This is a genomic window from Streptomyces sp. NPDC014907 (assembly GCF_055562975.1).
Genome location: NZ_JBVHEG010000008.1, coordinates 233583 through 254541, shown reverse-complemented (window position 1 = coordinate 254541; position 20959 = coordinate 233583). Strand labels below are relative to the sequence as shown.

The window sequence follows — 20959 nt, the reverse complement described above, 5'->3', positions numbered from 1 at the left end:
GAGTCCTTAATCTGGGGGGATGCTTTCGGAACCACGCTCAGGACGCCTGGCCGCCTGGGGCAATGCCCTGCTGGCCGGGGCGGTGTCGCCGGACGAGGCGGCGTCGGCCATTGTCGGTGAGGACGCGGTGCACCGCGTGGAGGGGCTGCCGGGTGAGACGGGGCCGGTGGGGCTGACGCTGGCGCTCGGCCGGCTGCGGCGGCTGGGGGTGACCGGATGGCGGGTGGCGCTGCCCGCGCCGGGACACCCGCTGGGCCTGAGCGGGCCGCCGGACTTCAACGCGCGCGCGTTGGAGGCGGAGGAGGCGGCGGTCGGTTTCGGCGCGCCGTACGGCCTGGTGCCGGAGGTCTCGGAGGCGGGGCCGGCGGGCGACGTGCGCGTGGAGGTGGTCTGGCACTGCCTCGGGGTGCGGGAGGCGCCGCCCGCGGACGTGCCGTCGCTCGGCGAGGCGGAGCGGGAGCTGGCGGAGGCGCTGCGGGACGCGACGGCGGCGCTGACCCGGCTCGACGTGGCGGCCTCGGGGCCGGCGGCGGACGCGGCGCGGGAGGCGTACCGGGCGCGGGCGGAGGCGGGGCGCGAGGTCCTGGCGCCGGGCTATCCGCCGCGCGCGGTGCGGGTCCTGGAGCTGGCGCGGCGGATCGGTCTCCTGATGGACCTGGCGCACGGCCACGGTCACGGGGGCGCGGTCAGCGCCTCGGAGATGGCGGCGCGGGGCGAGGCGCTGCGGCCGGTGGAGCGGGTGGCCCGGCGGGCGCGGGTCGCCGCGTACAACGCGTACGTGGAGGAGAGGGAGCGGGAGCGGGGGTTCTGAGGGTCCGCTCCCCCGGTGGCGCCCGGGGCGGGTGTGCCGGCCGGGACCGCCGCGCGGGACCGCGGCCGGGGCGGGCGGCTTCGCGGAGGCCCCGGGCCGCCCGGGTCTCCGGAGGCGGGGCGCGTCAGCGGGTGAGGCCGTGGCGGACCGCCCAGAGTGCGGCCTGGGTGCGGTCCGCGAGGTCGAGCTTCATCAGGATGTTGGAGACGTGCGTCTTGACCGTCTTCTCGGAGAGGACGAGGGCGCGGGCGATCTCGCGGTTGGACCGTCCGTCGGCGATCAGGCCGAGGACCTCGCGCTCGCGTTCCGTGAGGGAGGGACCCCGTCCCGTACCGCCGTGGGAGTCCTCCTGGGAGAGGAGCGCGCCGGCGACCTCGGGCTGGAGGAGGACGTGCCCGGCGTGGACGGAGCGGATGGCGCCGGCCAGGGCGTCGGGGTCGATGTCCTTGTAGACGTATCCGGAGGCCCCGGCGCGGAGGGCGGGGACGACCGTGCGCTGCTCGGTGAAGCTGGTGACGATCAGGACCCTGGCCGGGTTGGCCAGCTCGCGGAGCCGTTTCAGGGCCTCGATCCCGTCCGTTCCGGGCATCTTCACGTCCATGAGGACCACGTCGGGGCGCAGCTCCTCGGCGCGGGCGACGCCCTCGTCGCCGTCGGCGGCCTCCCCCACGACCTCTATGTCGTCCTGCACCTCCAGGAAGGTGCGCAGGCCGCGGCGGACGACCTGGTGGTCGTCCACCAGCAGGACGCGGATCGGTTTCTCAGCCACCGGGAACCTCCATCTCGATCGTGGTGCCCTGGCCCCGGGCCGAGGTCACGGTGAGCCGTCCGCCGACGCCGCCCGCCCGGTCCCGCATGGAGACCAGACCGAGGTGGCGGCCGGCGCTGCGGACCGCGCGCGGGTCGAATCCCCCGCCGTCGTCGGTGACGGTGAGCCGCGCGCCCTGGCCGCTGCGGGTGAGGGAGACGCGGACCAGGCGCGCGTCCGCGTGCCGCAGGGCGTTGTGCAGGGCCTCCTGGGCGACCCGGAGGACGGCCTCCTCCTGGGCGGCCGGCAGGGCGCGGGTGCCGGAGCTCTCGAAGGTGACCCGGGCGGAGTGGGCGCGGTCCAGGACCTGGATCTGGGTGCGGAGGGTGTGGACGAGGCCGTCCTCGTCCAGGGCGGCGGGGCGCAGCTCGACCACGGCGGCGCGCAGCTCGTCGGCGGCCTCCGCGGCGAGCGCGGCGACCTGCTGGAGCTCGCCCTTGGCGCGGACCGGGTCCCGGTCCACCAGGGCCGCGGCGGCCTGGGCGGTGAGCCGGAGCGAGAAGAGCTTCTGGCTGACGGCGTCGTGCAGCTCGTGGGCCAGGCGGGAGCGTTCCTCGGCGATGGTGAGTTCGCGGCTGCGTTCGTACAGGCGCGCGTTGGTGAGGGCGATGGCGGCGTGCTGGGCGAGGATCGAGAGCAGTTCCTCGTCCTCGGCGGTGAAGCCGCAGCCGCCCTCCTCCGCCGGGCAGCGCTTGTTGGCGAGGAAGAGGGCGCCGAGGATCTCGTCGCCGTCCCGGACGGGCAGTCCGAGGAAGTCGGACATCTCGGGGTGGGCGTCGGGCCACCCGCCGAAGCGGGGGTCCTCGCGGACGTCCGCGAGCCGCTCGGGCTCGGCCTTGTGGAGCATCGAGGCGAGGATGCCGTGCTGGCGGGGCAGCGGGCCGATCGCCTTCCACCGCGCGTCGTCGACTCCGTCGACCACGAACTGGGCGAAACCGCCGTGGTCGTCGGGGACGCCCAGGGCCGCGTACTCGGCGTCGAGCAGTTCGCGGGCGGAGGCCACGATCGTCTTGAGGACGTCGCGCACCTCCAGGCGGCGGCTCATCGCCAGGAGTGCGGTGCTCACGGCGGCCAGGCCGGAGCTCGGTCGGTGGCTCATGCGTTCACGGTACCGGCGGGGCGTGACGGTCCGTATCCGTCCGGGGGCGAGACCGGAGCGGGTCTCCGGTCCTAGGCCGTCCGGCGGGGGCCCGGTACCGGCCGTCTCCCCCTTCCCTGGCAGGACCTTCACCGTATGCGTTGCTCCAGCAACGCGAGGTGACCACGGCGCCCCTCCCGTGTGAGGCGGCGCATAGGACCCAGGTCACTTACGAAGCTCCCTAGTGGGACCTCAAGGGCGGATAAGGACGGAGGAAACGGGTCATCACACCCGTCCCGCCCTCCGGGTCCGACCCCCTGATCCACTACCCGGCTTCGTAGGTCACACCTTTGCCAAGGGATTTTGCCGCCGCTAAGAATTGCATCCGTCGCCGCCCAGTGAGGCGCAGTGCCGCCCCGGCCGAGCGACCCCCTGCGATTCGAAGAGGTAGTCCTGCATGTCTGCGAACACCCCTGGTCACAGTCGTCGTGGTCTGAAGAGGACCCACAAGGCCACGATCGCCGGCGTCGCCGCCCTGGGCGCCGCGGCCGTCACGCTCTCCCTGGTCCCCGGCAACGGCTCCACCGAGACCGAGCCCCAGGCCCTCTCCGGCACGCAGCGGGTCGCGTGGTCCTACGACGCGCACAGCCCCCAGGCCAAGGCCCTGGCCGCCAGCCTCAACGAGCAGCAGACCACCATCGGTCTGAAGGCCCGGCAGGAGGCGCGGGCGAAGGCGAACCTCGCCGCGCAGGCGAAGGCCGCCGCCGAGGCGAAGGCCGCCAAGGCCAAGGCCGTCGCCAAGGCCCAGGCCGCCGCCAGGGCCAGGGCGGTCGAGGCGAAGGCCGCCGCGAAGAAGCGCGCCGCGGCGAAGGCGGCCGCCAGCCGCTCCGCCACCCGCACCCCGGTCTTCGCGAACAACCTCGACGGCTGGATCCGCGAGGCGCTGTTCATCATGGACAAGCACGACATTCCCGGCACCTACGCGGGCATCCACCGCAACATCATGCGGGAGTCCAGCGGCAACCCCCGGGCCATCAACAACTGGGACATCAACGCCATCAACGGCATCCCCTCGAAGGGCCTGCTCCAGGTCATCCAGCCGACCTTCGCGCGGTTCCACGTCAAGGGCACCAAGTTCGACCTGTACGACCCGGTCGCCAACATCGTCGCGGCCTGCAACTACGCCGCCCACCGCTACGGCTCGATGGACAACGTCAACAGCGCGTACTGATCGCGCCGGTACGCCGGAGGGCGGCACCCCGTGCGGGGTGCCGCCCTCCGGCGCGTCGGTCACGCGGTCACTTGCGCATGACCTCGGGCTCGTGGCGGCGCAGCAGCCGTGCCACGAAGACGCAGCAGACGACGGCCATCAGGAGCTGGATGCCGAGGTCCATGCCCCACTGGCCGGCCGAGTGCTCCCACAGGGGGTCGGTGTCCGTCGGGTTCTTCGGGTCCCACGGCGGCATGAGGCGCCCCAGGTCGAGGGTGGTGCCCGCGCCGGCGATGCCCCAGCGCGAGGGCATCAGCCAGGCGAACTGCTCCAGGCCGGGCGAGCCGTACACCTGGAACAGGATGCCGGTGAAGACGACCTGGACGATCGCGAACATCACGAGGAGCGGCATGGTCTTCTCGGCGGTCTTCACGAGCGCGGAGATGACCAGGCCGAACATCATCGAGGTGAGGCCCAGGGCGATGACCTGGACGCACAGCTCGACGGCGGGCGGCATGAAGAGGCCCTCGGCCGGCAGCGCCCGGGTGGAGAAGCCGATGCCGCAGATGATCACGCCCTGGAAGGCCGTGATCAGGCCGAGGACGATGACCTTGGACATCAGGTACGCCGAGCGGGAGAGGCCGGTGGCGCGCTCCCGTTCGTAGATGACCCGCTCCTTGATCAGTTCGCGGACCGAGTTGGCGGCGCCGCTGAAGCACATGCCGACCGCGAGGATCAGCATGATCGTTCCGGCGTCGCCGTTGAAGCGGGATGGCGGGGTCGGCGAACCGAGGCCGAAGTCGGCCGGGATGACGACCGAGACCGCGCCGAGGACGGCGGGCAGGATCACCATCAGGCCCATGAAGCCCTTGTCGGAGGCGATGACCGAGACGTAGCGGCGGATCAGGGTCCACAGCTGGGAGCCCCAGCCCTGCGGCTTCGGCGGGCGGGCCATCGCCTGCTGCGGCACCTGGACGGGCTGGGCGGCGACGGCGTCGATGTCCGCGGCGTACATCTGGTAGTGCTGCGAGCCCTTCCAGCGGCCCGCCCAGTCGTAGTCGCGGTAGTTCTCGAAGGCGGAGAAGACGTCGGCCCACGTGGAGTAGCCGAAGAAGTTCAGCGCCTCCTCCGGCGGCCCGAAGTAGGCCACCGAACCACCGGGCGCCATGACGAGCAGCTTGTCGCACAGCCCCAGCTCGGCCACCGAGTGGGTGACGACGAGAACCGTGCGGCCGTCGTCCGCGAGGCCGCGCAGGAGCTGCATGACGTCGCGGTCCATGCCCGGGTCGAGGCCGGAGGTCGGCTCGTCCAGGAAGATCAGCGAGGGCTTGGTGAGGAGCTCCAGGGCGACGGAGACGCGCTTGCGCTGGCCGCCGGAGAGGGAGGTGACCTTCTTCTCCTTGTGGATGTCGAGCTTGAGCTCGCGCAGCACCTCGTCGATGCGGGCCTCGCGCTCGGCGGTGGCGGTGTCGCCGGGGAAGCGGAGCTTGGCCGCGTAGCGCAGCGCCTTCTGGACGGTCAGCTCCTTGTGCAGGATGTCGTCCTGCGGGACCAGGCCGATGCGCTGGCGCAGCTCGGCGAACTGCTTGTAGAGGCTGCGGTTGTCGTAGAGGACGTCGCCCTCGTTGGCCGGGCGGTAGCCGGTCAGCGCCTTGAGGAGCGTGGACTTCCCGGAACCGGACGGGCCGATGACGCCGATCAGCGACTTCTCCGGGACGCCGAAGGTGACGTCCTTGAGGATCTGCTTGCCGCCGTCGACGGTGACGGTGAGGTGGCGGGCCGAGAAGGAGACCGAGCCGGTGTCGACGAACTCTTCCAGCTGGCCGCCGACGATCCGGAAGGTCGAGTGACCGACGCCGACGATGTCCTGCGGGCCCAGGAGGGCCGTGCCGCCCTTGGGGATCGGCTGGCCGTTGACGTACGTGCCGTTGTGCGAGCCGAGGTCGCGGATCTCGAAGCGGCCGTCGGGCGTCGCGTGGAACTCGGCGTGGTGCCGGGAGACCTGGAGGTCGGAGACGACCAGCTCGTTCTCCAGGGCACGGCCGATGCGCATGACGTGGCCGAGGGCCAGCTGGTGGAACGTGGTGGGGCTGCGGTCGGCGTAGGCCGACGACGCCCCCGCGGCGGCGCCGGGGTGACCGTTTCCGGAACCCTGCTGCTGGTGCGGGACCTGCGGCTGCGCGGACTTCTGCACCGGCTGCGGCTGGTGCTGCTGCGGCTGGTGCTGCTGCGGCTGCGGCTGGTGCTGCGGCGGCTGCGGCTGGTGCTGCGGCGGCGGCTGGTGCTGCGGTTGGTGCTGTGCCTGGTGCGTGGCCCACTCGGCCTGTTCCGCGGGCCGGTGGCCCGGGACGGGCTGGGCCGCCGGCGGCTGGTGGTGCGCCGGCGGCAGGTGGGCCTGGTGGGCCGCCTGACCGGCCCGCGCGTCCTGGGCACCGGCGGTGAGGTTCAGCCGCGGACCGTCGGTCGCGTTGCCCAGGTGGACGGCCGAGCCGGGGCCGATCTCCAGCTGGTGGACCCGCTGCCCCCGGACGAACGTGCCGTTGGTGGAGCCGTGGTCCTCGATGACCCAGCTCCGGCCGTCCCAGCTGATCGTGGCGTGGCGCCACGAGACCCTGGCGTCGTCGATGACCAGGTCGCCCTGGGGGTCGCGCCCCAGGGTGTACGACCTGGACGGGTCGAGGACCCAGGTCCTTCCATTCAATTCCAGTACGAGTTCTGGCACTCCACGCCCCACTACTTGTCCCCCGGTGTACCCCCGTCGCTGGGAGTCTGGGGTGGCGAACATCGGGGGGAACTATTTCAGGCCCGGTCCCCTCTCCGAAAGTCGGGCCGCGTGAACACCGGGCGGAAGCCTCCCGCGACCGCCGCGGCGGACCGGGCGGGAGGGCCCCGGGAGCGCCCGGATGTCCGGTACGCGGGACGGGGGGCCGGGCCGCGGGCGGCGCCCGATACGGTGGAACCACCATGAGCGCATCGCAGACCTCAGACGTTCCCACCCTTCTCGTCAAGATCTTCGGGAAGGACCGTCCCGGGATCACCGCGGGACTCTTCGACACCCTCGCCGCCTACTCCGTCGACGTCGTGGACATCGAGCAGGTGGTCTCCCGCGGCCGCCTCGTCCTGTGCGCGCTCGTCACCGAGCCGACCGTCGTGCCGCAGGGCGAACTCCGGGCCACCGTGCACAGCTGGGCCGAGTCGATGGGGCTCCAGGCCGAGATCATCTCGGGTACGGGCGACAACCGTCCCCGGGGCGAGGGACGCTCCCACGTCACCGTGCTCGGCAACCCGCTCACCGCCGAGCAGACGGCGGCCATAGCGGCCAGGATCGCGGGGACCGGCGGCAACATCGACCGGGTCTTCCGCCTCGCGAAGTATCCGGTGACGGCCGTCGAGTTCGCCGTCTCGGGGTGCGGGACCGAACCGCTGCGGACCGCGCTCGCCACCGAGGCGCACACCGTCGGGGTCGACGTGGCCGTCGTCTCCGCCGGTCTGCACCGGCGTGCCCAGCGGCTCGTCGTCATGGACGTCGACTCGACCCTGATCCAGGACGAGGTCATCGAGCTCTTCGCGGCGCACGCGGGCTGCGAGGACAAGGTCGCCGAGGTGACGGAGGCCGCGATGCGCGGCGAGCTGGACTTCGAGCAGTCCCTGCACGCGCGGGTGGCGCTGCTCGCCGGTCTCGACGCCTCGGTGGTGGACAAGGTCCGCACCGAGGTGCGGCTGACTCCGGGGGCCCGGACCCTGATCCGTACGCTCAAGCGGCTCGGCTACCAGGTGGGGGTCGTCTCCGGCGGGTTCACGCAGGTCACCGACGACCTGAAGGAGCGGCTCGGGCTCGACTTCGCCTCCGCCAACACCCTGGAGATCGTGGACGGGAAGCTCACCGGCCGGGTGACCGGGGAGATCGTGGACCGGGCGGGCAAGGCGCGGCTGCTGCGCCGGTTCGCCGCGGAGGCGGGGGTGCCGCTGGCGCAGACCGTGGCCGTCGGGGACGGGGCGAACGACCTGGACATGCTGAACGCGGCCGGGCTCGGGGTGGCGTTCAACGCCAAGCCGGTGGTCCGCAAGGCGGCCGACACGGCGGTGAACGTGCCGTTCCTGGACACCGTCCTCTACCTCCTCGGGATCACGCGCGAAGAGGTCGAGGCGGCGGACGGCGGCGAGGACCTGCTGCACTGAGCCGTCACGACCGGCTCCGGGGCCGGTCGTGACGGCACCGGGGCCCGGCCGTCGGGAACGGCCGGGCCCCGGTGCGTACGGATCGGGACGGGGTCCCGTCAGGTCGTGCACGGGCCGGGACGGGGTCCCGTCGGTCGTGCAGGAGCCGGGACGCAGAACCGTCGGTCGCGCACGGAGCAGGACGCGGAACCGTCGGTCGTGCACGGGCCGGGACGCGGGACCGTCAGTCGTGCGGGGTCCAGAACTCGACGAGGCGGCCCACGCCGTGCTCCACCGACTTCCAGGAGCCGTCGAAGGTGATGACGGCGAAGGCGGAGGTGGGGAAGCCGCTGCGGTTCATCCGGGCCGCGGTGTCGCCCTCGGCCGTGCCCGCCAGGGCGTCGGCGAGGGCGTGCATGCCGGGGTTGTGGCCGATGACCAGGAGGTCGGAGACCTCTTCGGGGACGTCGTTGAGCAGGGCGATGAGCTCGCCGAGCGAAGCCTCGTACAGCCGGTCCTCGTACACGGTCCTGGGGCGCTCCGGCAGTTCCTGCACGGCCAGCTTCCAGGTCTCCCTGGTTCTGACGGCGGTCGAGCAGAGGGCCAGGTCGAAGCCGATGCCGGACTCGGCGAGCCTGCGGCCCGCGACCGGGGCGTCCGAGCGGCCTCGTTCCGCGAGGGGCCGCTCGTGGTCGGACACCTGGGGCCAGTCTGCCTTCGCGTGCCGGAGCAGCACGATCCTGCGGGGTGTGTCGACGCTCATGGTCCACAGCTTCGCATGAAAAGGGGCGCGCCGACTCAGAGAGAGAGCGTTTGCTGGACCCGCTCCAGGAGCCGGCCCACCGCCGCGTCGCTCGCGGGCGCGCCGGTCCCTCCCGGCCCGGTCACGAGGAGCAGCAGGGCGACGAACGCGGCCGCCGGAAGGGCGAGGGCCCACCAGGAGAGACGGTTGTCGACGCCGGCCGTCGTGGTCGTCGGGACGCCGCTGCGCGTACGGGTCGGCATGGCCGCCTCCAGGGGTGTGATCTCGCTTCCGCCGTGATCTCCACCGTACGGAGCGCGGGGGCCGCGGCCCATCCGGTGATCCACCCACATGACCCTGACACCCGCCCCCTAGGGGATACGGGGGCTGTCCCCACCACCGGGGCCCGGACCGGAGCCGGTCCCGCCCGGAGCCGGTCCCGCCCGGGGGCGCACCGGCCGGAGAGACCCGCACCGCCCCGGGGGATCGCATCGGTCTGGAGAGGCTCGCGCCGGCCGGGGGCCGCGCCGCCCCGAGGACCGGGCCGGCGCGCCGCCGGGGCTCACGTCACGGGGAGGCGACCGACGCGATGACGGCGATGACGACCGTGATGGCGAGCATCGCGCCGAGCACGACGAGCAGCTTCTTCTGCCCGTTCGGGGGGTTGGGTTCGAGGACTGGCATGGGGACAGTCTCGCACCCCGGCGCCGGCTCCCGGCCGCCCGGTCCCGTTCAGCATTCGTCCTCGACCGTCCGGTCCCGGCCCGCCAGGGTCCCGACGATCATCTGCGGCACCATCAGTCCGCCCATGAGGGCGACGGGCAGTCCCCAGCCGCCGGTGTGCTGGTAGAGCACGCCGACGAGGAGGGGGCCGGGGATCGAGATGAGGTAGCCGACGCTCTGGGCGAAGGCGGAGAGGCGGGCGACGCCGGCGCCGGTGCGCGAGCGCATGCCGATCATGGTGAGGGCGAGCGGGAAGGCGCAGTTGGAGACGCCGAGCAGCACGGCCCAGGCCCAGGCACCGGCGGCCGGGGCGAGGAGGAGGCCGGTGTAGCCGCCGAGGCCGCACAGGCCGAGGACGACGACGATCGGGCCCTGGTTCCTCATGCGGCTCGCGAGCCGGGGGATGACGAAGGCCAGCGGGACGCCCATGACCATGGTGACGGCGAGGAGCACGCCGGCGGTGGAGGCGGGGACGCCCGCGTCACGGAAGATCTGCGGCATCCAGCCCATGGTGATGTAGGCGCCGGTGGCCTGGAGGCCGAAGAAGACGCCGAGGGCCCAGGCGGTACGGCTGCGGGCGACGCGCGGCGGGGCGGCGGGCCCGGCGGCCGGTGCCGCGGCGGCGGTCCCGGCCGGGGTCCGTGCCGCGGCCGCGCCCCCCTCCTCCGTACGGCGGTCACGGCCGCCGTGGGCCCGGCCGTCGCGGTCACGGCCGTCGCGGTCGCGCACGAGCGGGAGCCAGGGCAGGACGGCGAGCGCGGCGAGGACGGCCCAGACCCCGAGGCCGAGGCGCCAGTCGCCGCCGAGGGCGTCGGTCACCGGGACGGTCGCGGCCGCGGCGACGGAGGTGCCGAGGGCGAGCGCCATGGAGTAGAGGCCGGTCATGGTGCCGACGCGGTCGGGGAAGTACCGCTTGACGACGACGGGCATCAGGACGTTGCTGACGGCGATGCCCATCAGGGCGAGGGCGCTGGCCGCGAGGAAGCCGGCGGTGCCGCCGGCGAAGGGCCGGAGGAGGAGGCCGGTGAAGATCGCGGCCATGCCCGCGCAGACGACGGCGGCGGGGCCGAAGCGGCGGGCGAGGCGCGGGGCGGTGATGCCGAAGACCGCGAAGCAGAGCGGCGGTACGGAGGTGAGGACGCCGGCGACGCTGCCACTCATGCGGAGCCCGTCGCCGACCTCTTCGAGGAGGGCGCCGAGGCTGGTGATGGCGGGGCGCAGGTTGAGCGCGGCCAGGACGAGTCCGACGGCGACCGTGCCGAGGAGCCGGCGGTGCGCCCGGTCCGCCGCGCCGGAGGAGCCCGCGCGGTCCGTCGCGGGAGGACCGCCGGTGGTCTTCCGGACGGCCGTGGCCCCGGTCGCGGTCGCGGTCGGGGCGGCCGTGCGCACGGCGGGTTCGAGGGGATTCGGCTCGTCAGGCATGAGGCCATCATAGAATCATGGGATGATTGGTTGTCCAATCTCGAACGAACGGGAAGGTGTCCCATGGCCCTCGGCCATCCCCGGCGCACGGGTCTCTCCGACCAGGTGATCGCCGAGCTGCGCAACCAGATCACCTCCGGCGAGTGGCCGGTGGGATCGCGCATCCCGACCGAACCCGAGCTGGTCGAACAGCTGGGCGTGGCCCGCAACACCGTGCGCGAGGCGGTCCGCGCCCTCGCGCACAACGGCCTGCTCGACATCCGGCAGGGCTCCGGGACGTACGTCGTCGCCACCAGCGAGCTGGCGGGCGTCATGCACCGGCGCTTCACGGGCTCCGACCCCCGGCACGTCGCCGAGCTGCGCTCGACCCTGGAGGCCGCCGCGGCGCGGTTCGCGGCGGAGCGGCGTTCGGAGCGGGACCTGAAGCAGCTCGAAGCCCTGCTCGTACGGCGCGAGGAGGCGTGGGACTCGGGAGACGCGGAACGGTTCGTGACCGTGGACGCGGCCTTCCACCAGGCGGTCGTCTCCGCCGCCGGCAACGAGGTCCTGACGGAGCTCTACGCGGACCTGGGCGACCTGCTGCGGCAGTGGCTGCGGGACGACGTGGGCCGGGAGCTGCGGCCGGAGAACCGCATGGACCACGCGCGCCTGGTGGACGCGATCCGGGACGGCGACGCCGAGCGCGCCGGCGCGGAGGCGGCCCGCTACCCCTTCCTGTGCCTCAGGAGCCCGGCGCGGGAGGAGCGGCGGGAACGGGACCGCGGTCCGGCCCCGGAGCCGGAGCCGGGTCCGCCGGCTGGTGCGTGAGCCAGGCGGACCGGACCTCCTTCCAGCAGCGGCCGGAGATCCGGGCGTAGCCGGCGGGGGCGACGTCCACGGGGGCGCTGTCGGTGTCCACGTCCCACCAGCGTTCGCACTCGACGTGGAGGCGGACCCGGTCGGTGCGGGGGTACGGGTTCTGGCAGTGGGCGGTGACGCGGGAGCCCTCGACGTCGGTGCGGCAGGAGGCGCCGAAGTCCTCCGGTTCCTCCGCCGCGACGGCCGGGACGGTCGCCGCACGCACTTCGGCGACGGTTCCGGTCAGCAGGACGGCGACCGAGACGAACGCCCCGATTCCGTGGCGCATCACCCGCATGTCCGTACCTCCTCCCCGTCAGCGGCGGACCTTCACGCTCCGCACCAGTCTGGGGCCGTTCGGGCCACTTTTCGAGTCGAGCGGTCCGGGGGCCCGGGAGGCGGGACGGGAAAGGGGCCGTGCGCGCCGCCCCCGGAGGGGGGCGGGCGCACGGCCCCTGGCCGTACGGCGGGCGTCAGGCGCCGATCGCGTGCAGGCCGCCGTCGACGTGGATGATCTCGCCCGTCGTCTTCGGGAACCAGTCGGAGAGCAGCGCCACGATGCCGCGGCCGGCCGGCTCCGGGTCGGTGAGGTCCCACGCCAGCGGGGAGCGGTCGTCCCAGACGGCGGCGAGGTCGCTGAAGCCCGGGATGGACTTGGCGGCCATCGACCCGAGCGGGCCCGCCGAGATCAGGTTGCAGCGGATGTCCCGCTTGCCCAGGTCACGGGCCATGTAGCGGCTGGTGGCCTCCAGTGCGGCCTTGGCCGGGCCCATCCAGTCGTACTGCGGCCAGGCGTACTGCGCGTCGAAGGTGAGGCCGACGACGGAGCCGCCCTCGTTCATCAGCGGCAGCAGCGCCACCGTCAGGGACTTCAGGGAGAAGGCCGAGACGTGCATGGCGGTGGCGACGGACTCGAACGGCGTGTTGAGGAAGTTGCCGCCGAGCGCGTCCTGCGGGGCGAAGCCGATGGAGTGCACGACGCCGTCGAGGCGGTCGCCGAGGTGCTCGCGGACCTGGCCCTCCAGGCGCGCGAGGTGCTCGTCGTTGGAGACGTCGAGCTCCAGGACCTTGACGTCGTCGGGGCGGGGGAGCTTCTTGGCGATGCGCTCGGTGAGCGTGGGCCGGGGCCAGGCGGTGAGGATGATCTCCGCGCCCTGCTCCTGGGCCAGCTTCGCGGCGTGGAAGGCGATGGAGGACTCCATCAGCACACCGGTGATCAGGATGCGCTTGCCCTCGAGAATTCCACTCATGGTGATCAGTGACCCATGCCCAATCCGCCGTCAACCGGGATGACGGCTCCAGTGATGTACGCGGCGTCGTCGGAGGCGAGGAACCTCACCGCGGCGGCGATCTCCTCGGGCTGCGCGTAACGGCCCAGCGGCACCTGGGACACGATGCCCGCGCGCTGCTCGTCGGTGAGCACCGAGGTCATGTCGGTGTCGACGAAGCCGGGGGCGACGACGTTGAAGGTGATGTTGCGGGAGCCCAGCTCGCGCGCGAGCGAGCGGGCGAAGCCGACCAGACCGGCCTTGGAGGCGGCGTAGTTGGCCTGCCCCGCCGAGCCGAGCAGTCCGACGACCGAGGAGATCAGGACGACGCGGCCCTTCTTGGCCCGCAGCATCCCCCGGTTGGCGCGCTTGACGACCCGGAAGGTGCCGGTGAGGTTGGTGTCGACGACGGAGGTGAAGTCCTCCTCGGACATCCGCATGAGGAGCTGGTCCTTCGTCACGCCGGCGTTGGCCACGAGGACCTCCACCGGACCGTGCTTCTCCTCGATCTCCTTGTACGCCCGCTCCACCTGCTCGCCGTCGGTGATGTCGCACCTCACGGCCAGGCAGCCGAGCCCGGCCAGGACGGCCGGCGGCTCGCCGGAACGGTAGGTGTACGCGACCCTGTCGCCGGCCTCGGCGAACGCGCGGGCGATGGCGAGGCCGATGCCCCGGTTTCCTCCGGTGACGAGAACCGAGCGGCTCAACGGATCACCCTTTCGATAGCGGTCTGGTAGCCGAAAACCTATCGGTACCGCTCCCGACATGAGGAATCGACCTCCGACAGTGGCGTACGGGCCGCGCTGTCGGGTCCCTACAGACCACGGGCACCGGGGACGGGTGCCCGGCGGGCCCGGTCCGGCGCCCGGGAGGCGCGGGACGGTCCGCGCCTCCCGGGCGGGCCCGGTGGCCGGGGCGCCGGCGGGGGTGCGCCGGGTACGGCGGCGGACCGGCGCGGGGGCACCGGCGGGCCGCCCCGGGGGAACGGGCGCGGGTTGTGCCGCTCCTCCAATGCCCTTCGCCGAGGGCCCCGTTGGGCGGGGGCCGCCGGAGCCGCCCTTCCAATGCGGCGCCCCGGCCGCCCCTCCCGTGATTGACTTCCCGGACAGTTCCATGCCGTCTTCCGATCACCGAGAGCGAGGCCGCTCGTGGTCCATCAGATCGACCCTTCGTTCGCCGCGCTGCCCCTGCGGGCGCTCGCCGACGCGGCGCTCGCCCGGGCGCGCGCGCTGGGCGCCGAGCACGCGGACTTCCGCCTGGAGCGGGTGCGCAGCGCCTCCTGGCGGTTGCGCGACGCCAGACCGTCCGGTTCCTCGGACACCACGGACCTCGGCTACGCGGTGCGGGTGGTGCACGGCGGGGCCTGGGGGTTCGCCTCCGGCGTCGACCTGACCATGGACGGGGCCGCGCGGGTCGCCTCGCAGGCGGTCGCCATGGCCAGGCTGTCGGCGAAGGTGATCGCGGCGGCCGGCTCGAAGGAGCGCGTGGAGCTGGCGGCGGAGCCGGTGCACGAGGACAAGGTGTGGATCTCCTCGTACGAGATCGACCCCTTCTCGGTGCCCGCCGAGGAAAAGAGCGCGCTGCTCGCCGACTGGAGCGCGCGGCTGCTGCGCGCGGAGGGCGTGGCGCACGTGGACGCCTCGCTGCTCACCGTCCACGAGAACAAGTTCTACGCGGACACGGCCGGCACCGTGACCACCCAGCAGCGCGTGCGGCTGCACCCGCAGCTCACGGCGGTGGCCGTGGACGGGGCGACCGGCGGGTTCGACTCGATGCGGACGATCGCGCCGCCGGCCGGGCGCGGCTGGGAGTACCTGACCGGCACGGGCTGGGACTGGGACGAGGAGCTGGACGGGATTCCGGAGCTGCTCGCCGAGAAGATGCGGGCGCCGAGCGTGGAGGCGGGCCGGTACGACCTGGTCGTGGACCCGTCCAACCTGTGGTTGACCATCCACGAGTCGATCGGGCACGCCACCGAGCTGGACCGGGCCCTCGGCTACGAGGCGGCGTACGCGGGCACGTCCTTCGCCACCTTCGACCGGCTGGGCAAGCTGGCGTACGGCTCCTCGGTCATGAACGTGACGGGTGACCGGACCGTCGAGCACGGGCTCGCGACCGTCGGCTACGACGACGAGGGCGTCGAGGCGCAGTCCTGGGACCTGGTGAAGGACGGCACGCTCGTCGGCTACCAGACGGACCGGCGGATCGCGAAGCTCACCGGCCTCGGCCGGTCGAACGGCTGCGCCTTCGCGGACTCCCCCGCGCACGTGCCGGTGCAGCGGATGGCGAACGTCTCGCTCCGGCCGGACCCGGGCGGTCTGTCGACGGAGGACCTGATCGGGGGCGTGGAGCGGGGCATCTACGTGGTCGGCGACCGGTCCTGGTCGATCGACATGCAGCGGTACAACTTCCAGTTCACCGGCCAGCGCTTCTTCCGCATCGAGAACGGGCGGCTCGCCGGTCAGCTCCGGGACGTCGCGTACCAGGCGACGACCACGGACTTCTGGGGCTCGATGGAGCAGGTCGGCGGTCCGCAGACGTACGTCCTGGGCGGCGCCTTCAACTGCGGCAAGGCCCAGCCCGGCCAGGTCGCGGCGGTGTCCCACGGCTGCCCCTCCGCCCTCTTCCGGGGCGTCAACATTCTGAACACGACGCAGGAGGCCGGTCGATGAGCGCGACCACGGCGCACGGGACCCCCCGCCGGGGGTCCGGGGGTCGCCCCCGGGGTAAGCACAGCCTGAACACGACGCAGGAGGCCGGTCGATGAGCCGCGTCAGCAAGCCGTACGAGATCGTCGAGCGGGCCCTGGAGCTGTCCCGCGCCGACGGGTGTGTCGTCATCGCGGACGAGGAGTCCTCGGCCAACCTGCGCTGGGCGGGGAACTCCCTCACCACGAACGGCGTGACCCGGGGCCGCACGCTCACGGTGATCGCGACCGTCGACGGCGCCCGGGGCACCGCCTCCGGCGTCGTCTCCCGGTCCGCCGTGACCGCGGACGACCTGGAGCCCCTGGTCCGGGCCGCCGAGGAGGCCGCCCGCTCCGCCGGGCCCGCCGAGGACGCGCGGCCGCTGGTGGAGGGCGTGCCCGTCTCCCCCGATTTCACGGACGCCCCGGCCGAGACCTCCTCCGCCGTCTTCGACGACTTCGCGCCCGCGCTCGGCGAGGCCTTCGCCCGGGCCCGGGCCGGCGGCCGGGAGCTGTACGGCTTCGCCCACCACCAGCTGACCTCCACCTACCTGGGCACGTCGACGGGGCTGCGGCTCCGCCACGACCAGCCGAACGGGACGCTGGAGCTGAACGCCAAGTCCCCCGACCTCTCGCGCTCCGCCTGGGCCGGGCGCGCGACGCGGGACTTCGGGGACGTGGACCCGGCGGCGCTCGACGCCGAGCTGGCGGTCCGGCTCGGCTGGGCGGAGCGGCGGATCGAGCTGCCCGCCGGGCGGTACGAGACGCTGCTGCCGCCGACCGCCGTGGCCGACCTGCTGATCTACCAGCAGTGGAACGCCGCGGCCCGGGACGCGGTGGAGGGGCGCACGGTCTTCTCCAAGCCCGGCGGCGGCACCCGGCTCGGCGAGACGCTCTCGCCGCTGCCGCTGACGCTGCGCAGCGACCCGAAGGAGCCGGGCCTGGAGTCCGCTCCGTTCGTGATCGCGCACTCCTCCGGCGACGACTCGTCCGTCTTCGACAACGGCCTGCCGGTGGGTCCGACCGACTGGATGCGGGACGGGAGGCTGGAGCGGCTGGTCACCACCCGGCACTCGGCGGAGCTCACCCGGCTGCCCGTGGCCCCCGGGGCGGGGAACCTGATCCTGGACGGCGGCGGGGAGCGCTCCCTGGAGGAGATGGTGGCCTCCACCGGGCGCGGTCTGCTGCTGACCTGCCTCTGGTACATCCGCGAGGTCGACCCGGCGACGCTGCTGCTCACCGGGCTGACCCGGGACGGCGTCTACCTCGTCGAGGACGGCGAGGTGGTCGGCGAGGTGAACAACTTCCGGTTCAACGAGTCGCCGGTGGACCTGCTGTCGCGGGCCTCCGAGGCGGGCCGTACGGAGAAGACGCTGCCGCGCGAGTGGAGCGACTGGTTCACCCGGGCCGCGATGCCCGCCCTGCGGGTGCCGGACTTCCACATGAGCTCGGTCAGCAAGGGGGTCTGACCCGCCTAGACTGAGACAACCATAACCACTAAGCATCACTAAGGAGACGGACGACGTGACCGACATCGTCGACGAGCTGAAGTGGCGCGGGCTCTTCGCCCAGTCCACCGACGAGGACGCACTGCGCAAGGCTCTCGCGGACGGTCCGGTCACCTTCTATTGCGGTTTCGACCCGACCGCGGCCAGTCTCCACGTCGGCCACCTGGTCCAGGTCCTCACCGTCCGCCGGCTCCAGCGGGCCGGGCACCGGCCGCTGGCGCTGGTCGGCGGGGCCACCGGGCAGATCGGTGACCCGCGGCCGACGGCCGAGCGCACCCTGAACGACCCCGAGACGGTCGCGAACTGGGTGAACCGGCTGCGGACCCAGATCGAGCCGTTCCTCTCCTTCGAGGGGGAGAACGCGGCGGTCATGGTGAACAACCTGGACTGGACCGCCGGGCTCTCCGCGATCGAGTTCCTGCGGGACATCGGCAAGCACTTCCGGGTCAACAAGATGCTGACCAAGGACTCCGTGGCCCGGCGCCTGGAGTCCGAGCAGGGCATCAGCTACACCGAGTTCAGCTACCAGCTCCTCCAGGGCATGGACTTCCTGGAGCTGTACCGCCGCTACGGCTGCACGCTCCAGCAGGGCGGCTCGGACCAGTGGGGCAACCTGGTGGCCGGGCTCGACCTGATCCACCGCCTGGAGCCGGGGGCCGAGGTCCACGCGCTCGCGACCCCGCTGATGGTCAAGGCGGACGGCACCAAGTTCGGCAAGACCGAGAGCGGGGCCGTCTGGCTGGACCCGGAGATGACCACGCCGTACGCGTTCTACCAGTTCTGGCTGAACGTGGACGACCGGGACATCTCGACGTACATGCGCATCCTGTCCTTCAAGTCCCGCGAGGAGCTGGAGGAGCTGGAGGCGCAGACCGCCGAGCGGCCGCAGGCGCGGGCCGCGCAGCGGGCGCTGGCGGAGGAGCTGACCACCCTGGTGCACGGCGCCGGGCAGTGCGCGGCCGTCATCGCCGCCTCCAGGGCGCTGTTCGGCCAGGGCGACCTGGCGGAGCTGGATCCGGCGACCCTGTCCGCGGCCCTGTCCGAGCTGCCGCACGCGCGCGTGTCGGAGCTGGGCCAGGTGGTGGACCTGTTCGCGGAGGTCGGCCTGGTGGCGAGCAAGTCGGCGGCGCGCCGGACGGTGAAGGAGGGCGGGGCGTACGTGAACAACGCGAAGGTCACCGCCGAGGACGCCGAGGTGTCGGCGGACGACCTGCTGCACGGCCGCTGGCTGGTGCTGCGGCGCGGGAAGAAGAACCTGGCGGCGATCGAGTACGCGGGCGCCTGACGGACCCGGCGGGTCCGCGCGGAAACCGGGAGGCCCGGTACGGCACACCACGTGCCGTACCGGGCCTCCCGGTTTTCGTCCGGGTGTTCAGGTCCGCTGCCGGTTGCCCCGGAGCGAGGCCCACAACGTGTCGCCCACGCCGACGACGGCGACCGCGCCGATCAGCTGGAGGAGATGGCGGATCCAGTCGATGCCCTTGGTGTCGTTCACCCCGATCCAGGTCGCGACCGCGTTGCCGAGGACACTGCCGAGGATGCCGAACACGACCGTCAGCCACAGCGGGATCTGCTGCTTGCCCGGCAGGATCGCCTTCGCGATCAGACCGAGGACGAGTCCCACGATGATCGCCCACAACCAACCCATAGTCGCCTCCTTGTACGCATGTGGACCCAGTCTCGGCCTTCCCGGCATCCGGCGCATGTCGGACAGCGCCATACGTGCCCCGGTCTCGTCCGCGCCGGAGGGCGGGCGTACCGTGGAACGAGGACCGGACCGGGGTGGGTCCGGCACGACCGGCGGGTGGTGAACGGCGATGCCGAAGCGTGGCGAAACCGAGGTCTTCCGGATCACCGGGGCCCGGCAGGGGCTCGCCGACGACGTCCGGGGGCGGCAGCGGAGGTACGTCATCTCGATGACGGTCCGGACGCTCTCCGTGATCGCCGCCGCGGCGCTCTGGAACGTCGAACGGCACGTGGCCTTCGTGGCCCTCGCCCTGGGCGCCCTCCTGCCGTACGTCGCCGTGGTGATCGCCAACGCGGGGCGCGAGACGGCGCCCTCCCTCCCGTCCACGTTCATGCCGGCCCCGGTGCGGCCCGCGCTCGGCGCCGGGGGGACGGCGGTGGACGCGGACCCGGACCCGGGCCGCCCGTACGGCCGGAACTGATCACGATTCGTGGCCGGAAACCTCAAGAAAAGCTCAAATCAATCATGAGGTTCCAGTGCACCCGACCCCATGTGCCGTGACATACTTCCTACGCGCTCCGCATCCCCCGTCGGAGCGAGAGACCGATGCCGGGCAGCTCCCCCCGTGGCTGCTCGGCATCGCCTTTGCCGGACAATGGGCCGGGTGAACGAAGAGAAGCCGATCTGCTCCGCCAAGGGCTGCCGCGCCGACGCCGTCTGGGTGCTCGCGTGGAACAACCCCCGGACGCACACGCCCGAGCGCCGCAAGACCTGGATCGCGTGCGACGAGCACCGCGAGGACCTCTCCCGGTTCCTGGACGTACGGGGTTTCCTGAAGGACGTCGTCCCGCTGGCCGACTGGGAGTCCGCGGCCCCGCCGGACGGCGCCTGACCGGCGCGCGCGGGGCGGCCGCCGAGGTTCGGGGCTGGTGCCCGGGGCGGGTCCCCCGGGCCCGTCCGGCTGGCCGGGGCGGGCCTCAGCCGCCGATCGCCGACATCGGGCGGTCGGGCTGGAGGAAGTCCGGGGCGTCGAGGCCGGAGCCGGCCTTCTTGCCCCACATGGCCCTCTTCCAGATCTCCGCGATCTCGGCGTCCTCCGCGCCCGAGCGGAGCGCGGCCCGCAGGTCGGTCTCCTCGGTGGCGAAGAGGCAGGTGCGGACCTGGCCGTCGGCGGTGAGCCGGGTCCGGTCGCAGGCGCGGCAGAACGGGCGGGTGACGGAGGCGATGACGCCGACCGCGTGCGGCCCGCCGTCGACGGTCCAGCGCTCGGCGGGGGCCGAGCCGCGTTCGTCCGCGTCCTCCGGGATCAGGGTGAAGCGGGTGCGCAGGGACTCCAGGATGTCCTCCGCGGTGATCATGCCGTCGCGCTTCCAGCCGTGCTGGGCGTCGAGCGGCATCTGCTCGATGAAGCGGAGCTCGTACCCCTCCGCGATCGCCCAGGCGAGGAGGTCGGGGGCCTCGTCGTCGTTCAGTCCGGGCATCAGGACGGCGTTGACCTTGACCGGGGTGAGGCCGGCGTCGCGGGCGGCGGCCATCCCGTCGAGGACGTCCCGGTGCCGGTCGCGGCGGGTGAGGGTCTTGAAGACGTCGGGGCGCAGGGTGTCGAGGGAGACGTTGACCCGGTCGAGGCCGGCGGCCTTCAGTGCGGCCGCGGTGCGCTTGAGCCCGATGCCGTTGGTGGTGAGGGACATCCGGGGGCGGGGTTCCAGGGCGGCGCAGCGCTCGACGATCCCGGCGAGGCCGGGGCGGAGCAGCGGTTCGCCGCCGGTGAAGCGGACCTCGGTGACGCCGAGGCCGGTGACGGCCACGCGGACCAGCCGGACGATCTCGTCGTCCGTGAGGAGGTCCGGCTTGGCGAGCCACTGGAGGCCCTCTTCCGGCATGCAGTAGGTGCAGCGCAGGTTGCACCGGTCCGTGAGCGAGACGCGCAGGTCGGTGGCGACCCGGCCGAAGGTGTCGATGAGCACGGTGGGCCCCCTCCCCGTTCTGTGGATCGGTTCGTTCCGATCGCCTCTTCCGAG

Annotated in this window: 21 protein-coding genes; 9 read left to right on the top strand and 12 right to left on the bottom strand. The window is 73.0% G+C overall.

Features of this window, described 5'->3' with window-relative positions; all coding sequences use genetic code 11:
• The first annotated feature begins 19 nt into the window (after positions 1-19).
• On the top strand, positions 20-811 hold the full coding sequence (locus ACZ3IL_RS22005; protein WP_467392467.1) for a hypothetical protein: 792 nt from the start codon (positions 20-22) through the stop codon (positions 809-811).
• Between the two features lie 124 nt (positions 812-935).
• On the opposite strand, the gene ACZ3IL_RS22000 is transcribed toward ACZ3IL_RS22005, so the two are convergent.
• Together ACZ3IL_RS22000 and ACZ3IL_RS21995 are read right to left on the bottom strand one after the other, a co-directional pair.
• Positions 936-1580: a response regulator gene (locus ACZ3IL_RS22000; protein WP_467392465.1), complete on the bottom strand. Its 645-nt coding sequence runs from the start codon at positions 1578-1580 to the stop codon at positions 936-938.
• The gene (locus ACZ3IL_RS21995; RefSeq protein WP_467392463.1) at positions 1573-2718 is read right to left on the bottom strand and encodes a GAF domain-containing sensor histidine kinase; all 1146 of its coding nucleotides are present in this window, start codon (positions 2716-2718) and stop codon (positions 1573-1575) included. The genes ACZ3IL_RS22000 and ACZ3IL_RS21995 overlap by 8 nt, the downstream gene beginning before the upstream one ends.
• Before the next feature lie 436 nt (positions 2719-3154).
• On the opposite strand from ACZ3IL_RS21995, the gene ACZ3IL_RS21990 reads away from it, so the two are divergent.
• Positions 3155-3928, top strand: a complete 774-nt coding sequence (locus tag ACZ3IL_RS21990) for a transglycosylase SLT domain-containing protein (protein ID WP_467392461.1) — start codon at positions 3155-3157, stop codon at positions 3926-3928.
• A gap of 67 nt (positions 3929-3995) precedes the next feature.
• On the opposite strand, the gene ACZ3IL_RS21985 is transcribed toward ACZ3IL_RS21990, so the two are convergent.
• Positions 3996-6641 carry an ABC transporter ATP-binding protein/permease gene (locus ACZ3IL_RS21985; protein WP_467392459.1) on the bottom strand — a complete coding sequence of 882 codons (2646 nt, stop codon included), beginning with the start codon at positions 6639-6641 and terminating at the stop codon, positions 3996-3998.
• Between the two features lie 230 nt (positions 6642-6871).
• Here ACZ3IL_RS21985 and serB point away from each other — a divergent pair, with 230 nt between their 5' ends.
• Positions 6872-8086, top strand: coding sequence for a phosphoserine phosphatase SerB (gene serB, locus ACZ3IL_RS21980; RefSeq protein WP_467392457.1), 1215 nt, complete (start codon positions 6872-6874; stop codon positions 8084-8086).
• A gap of 223 nt (positions 8087-8309) precedes the next feature.
• Here serB and ACZ3IL_RS21975 read toward each other — a convergent pair whose 3' ends face one another.
• The 4 genes from ACZ3IL_RS21975 to ACZ3IL_RS21960 all read right to left on the bottom strand — a co-directional run bounded on the left by ACZ3IL_RS21975 (position 8310) and on the right by ACZ3IL_RS21960 (position 10952).
• Complete coding sequence (locus ACZ3IL_RS21975; protein ID WP_467392455.1) at positions 8310-8828, bottom strand: SixA phosphatase family protein; 519 nt, start codon at positions 8826-8828, stop codon at positions 8310-8312.
• A gap of 35 nt (positions 8829-8863) precedes the next feature.
• A complete protein-coding gene (locus ACZ3IL_RS21970; protein ID WP_467392453.1) occupies positions 8864-9070 on the bottom strand; it encodes a hypothetical protein in 207 nt (68 codons plus the stop codon).
• 304 nt (positions 9071-9374) lie between these two features.
• The gene (locus tag ACZ3IL_RS21965; protein ID WP_467392451.1) at positions 9375-9491 is read right to left on the bottom strand and encodes an SGM_5486 family transporter-associated protein; all 117 of its coding nucleotides are present in this window, start codon (positions 9489-9491) and stop codon (positions 9375-9377) included.
• A 48-nt stretch (positions 9492-9539) separates the two neighbouring features.
• Entirely contained in the window at positions 9540-10952 is a 1413-nt protein-coding gene (locus ACZ3IL_RS21960) for a CynX/NimT family MFS transporter (RefSeq protein ID WP_467392449.1), read from the bottom strand.
• A 63-nt stretch (positions 10953-11015) separates the two neighbouring features.
• On the opposite strand from ACZ3IL_RS21960, the gene ACZ3IL_RS21955 reads away from it, so the two are divergent.
• Positions 11016-11759 carry a FadR/GntR family transcriptional regulator gene (locus ACZ3IL_RS21955; protein ID WP_467392447.1) on the top strand — a complete coding sequence of 248 codons (744 nt, stop codon included), beginning with the start codon at positions 11016-11018 and terminating at the stop codon, positions 11757-11759.
• Here ACZ3IL_RS21955 and ACZ3IL_RS21950 read toward each other — a convergent pair.
• From ACZ3IL_RS21950 to fabG, 3 genes are all read right to left on the bottom strand, one after another.
• Positions 11674-12087, bottom strand: a complete 414-nt coding sequence (locus ACZ3IL_RS21950) for a hypothetical protein (protein WP_467392445.1) — start codon at positions 12085-12087, stop codon at positions 11674-11676. The genes ACZ3IL_RS21955 and ACZ3IL_RS21950 overlap by 86 nt on opposite strands.
• 175 nt (positions 12088-12262) lie before the next feature.
• A complete protein-coding gene (gene fabI / locus ACZ3IL_RS21945) occupies positions 12263-13039 on the bottom strand; it encodes an enoyl-ACP reductase FabI (protein WP_467392443.1) in 777 nt (258 codons plus the stop codon).
• A 5-nt stretch (positions 13040-13044) separates the two neighbouring features.
• On the bottom strand, positions 13045-13764 hold the full coding sequence (gene fabG, locus ACZ3IL_RS21940; protein WP_467392441.1) for a 3-oxoacyl-[acyl-carrier-protein] reductase: 720 nt from the start codon (positions 13762-13764) through the stop codon (positions 13045-13047).
• Positions 13765-14205: 441 nt separating this feature from the next.
• Here fabG and ACZ3IL_RS21935 point away from each other — a divergent pair, with 441 nt between their 5' ends.
• From ACZ3IL_RS21935 to tyrS, 3 genes are all read left to right on the top strand, one after another.
• Entirely contained in the window at positions 14206-15729 is a 1524-nt protein-coding gene (locus ACZ3IL_RS21935) for a TldD/PmbA family protein (protein WP_467392439.1), read from the top strand.
• 91 nt (positions 15730-15820) lie between these two features.
• A complete protein-coding gene (locus ACZ3IL_RS21930) occupies positions 15821-17212 on the top strand; it encodes a metallopeptidase TldD-related protein (RefSeq protein ID WP_467392437.1) in 1392 nt (463 codons plus the stop codon).
• 55 nt (positions 17213-17267) lie between these two features.
• Positions 17268-18536 (top strand): tyrosine--tRNA ligase, encoded by a 1269-nt coding sequence (gene tyrS / locus ACZ3IL_RS21925; protein WP_467392435.1) that lies wholly within the window; start codon positions 17268-17270, stop codon positions 18534-18536.
• An 87-nt stretch (positions 18537-18623) separates the two neighbouring features.
• On the opposite strand, the gene ACZ3IL_RS21920 is transcribed toward tyrS, so the two are convergent.
• Positions 18624-18899, bottom strand: coding sequence for a GlsB/YeaQ/YmgE family stress response membrane protein (locus ACZ3IL_RS21920; protein WP_467392433.1), 276 nt, complete (start codon positions 18897-18899; stop codon positions 18624-18626).
• A 169-nt stretch (positions 18900-19068) separates the two neighbouring features.
• Between ACZ3IL_RS21920 and ACZ3IL_RS21915 the strand changes: the two genes are divergently transcribed.
• Positions 19069-19419, top strand: coding sequence for a DUF3099 domain-containing protein (locus ACZ3IL_RS21915; RefSeq protein ID WP_467392431.1), 351 nt, complete (start codon positions 19069-19071; stop codon positions 19417-19419).
• Positions 19420-19593: 174 nt separating this feature from the next.
• The gene (locus tag ACZ3IL_RS21910; RefSeq protein ID WP_467392429.1) at positions 19594-19830 is read left to right on the top strand and encodes a hypothetical protein; all 237 of its coding nucleotides are present in this window, start codon (positions 19594-19596) and stop codon (positions 19828-19830) included.
• 85 nt (positions 19831-19915) lie between these two features.
• Here ACZ3IL_RS21910 and moaA read toward each other — a convergent pair whose 3' ends face one another.
• Complete coding sequence (gene moaA / locus ACZ3IL_RS21905) at positions 19916-20905, bottom strand: GTP 3',8-cyclase MoaA (RefSeq protein WP_467392427.1); 990 nt, start codon at positions 20903-20905, stop codon at positions 19916-19918.
• Between the last annotated feature and the right edge of the window lie 54 nt (positions 20906-20959).

Excerpts from the sequence above, each read along its gene's own strand:
- ACZ3IL_RS21915 (WP_467392431.1), top strand. The coding sequence starts at position 19,069 with ATGCCGAAGCGTGGCGAAACCGAGGTCTTCCGGATCACCGGGGCCCGG.
- ACZ3IL_RS22005 (WP_467392467.1), top strand. The coding sequence starts at position 20 with ATGCTTTCGGAACCACGCTCAGGACGCCTGGCCGCCTGGGGCAATGCC.
- fabI (WP_467392443.1), bottom strand. The coding sequence starts at position 13,039 with ATGAGTGGAATTCTCGAGGGCAAGCGCATCCTGATCACCGGTGTGCTG.
- ACZ3IL_RS21990 (WP_467392461.1), top strand. The coding sequence starts at position 3,155 with ATGTCTGCGAACACCCCTGGTCACAGTCGTCGTGGTCTGAAGAGGACC.
- serB (WP_467392457.1), top strand. The coding sequence starts at position 6,872 with ATGAGCGCATCGCAGACCTCAGACGTTCCCACCCTTCTCGTCAAGATC.
- ACZ3IL_RS21970 (WP_467392453.1), bottom strand. The coding sequence starts at position 9,070 with ATGCCGACCCGTACGCGCAGCGGCGTCCCGACGACCACGACGGCCGGC.
- ACZ3IL_RS21920 (WP_467392433.1), bottom strand. The coding sequence starts at position 18,899 with ATGGGTTGGTTGTGGGCGATCATCGTGGGACTCGTCCTCGGTCTGATC.
- ACZ3IL_RS21995 (WP_467392463.1), bottom strand. The coding sequence starts at position 2,718 with ATGAGCCACCGACCGAGCTCCGGCCTGGCCGCCGTGAGCACCGCACTC.
- ACZ3IL_RS21950 (WP_467392445.1), bottom strand. The coding sequence starts at position 12,087 with ATGCGGGTGATGCGCCACGGAATCGGGGCGTTCGTCTCGGTCGCCGTC.
- ACZ3IL_RS21960 (WP_467392449.1), bottom strand. The coding sequence starts at position 10,952 with ATGCCTGACGAGCCGAATCCCCTCGAACCCGCCGTGCGCACGGCCGCC.
- ACZ3IL_RS21910 (WP_467392429.1), top strand. The coding sequence starts at position 19,594 with ATGGGCCGGGTGAACGAAGAGAAGCCGATCTGCTCCGCCAAGGGCTGC.
- ACZ3IL_RS21930 (WP_467392437.1), top strand. The coding sequence starts at position 15,821 with ATGAGCCGCGTCAGCAAGCCGTACGAGATCGTCGAGCGGGCCCTGGAG.
- ACZ3IL_RS21965 (WP_467392451.1), bottom strand. The coding sequence starts at position 9,491 with ATGCCAGTCCTCGAACCCAACCCCCCGAACGGGCAGAAGAAGCTGCTC.
- ACZ3IL_RS21975 (WP_467392455.1), bottom strand. The coding sequence starts at position 8,828 with ATGAGCGTCGACACACCCCGCAGGATCGTGCTGCTCCGGCACGCGAAG.
- ACZ3IL_RS21955 (WP_467392447.1), top strand. The coding sequence starts at position 11,016 with ATGGCCCTCGGCCATCCCCGGCGCACGGGTCTCTCCGACCAGGTGATC.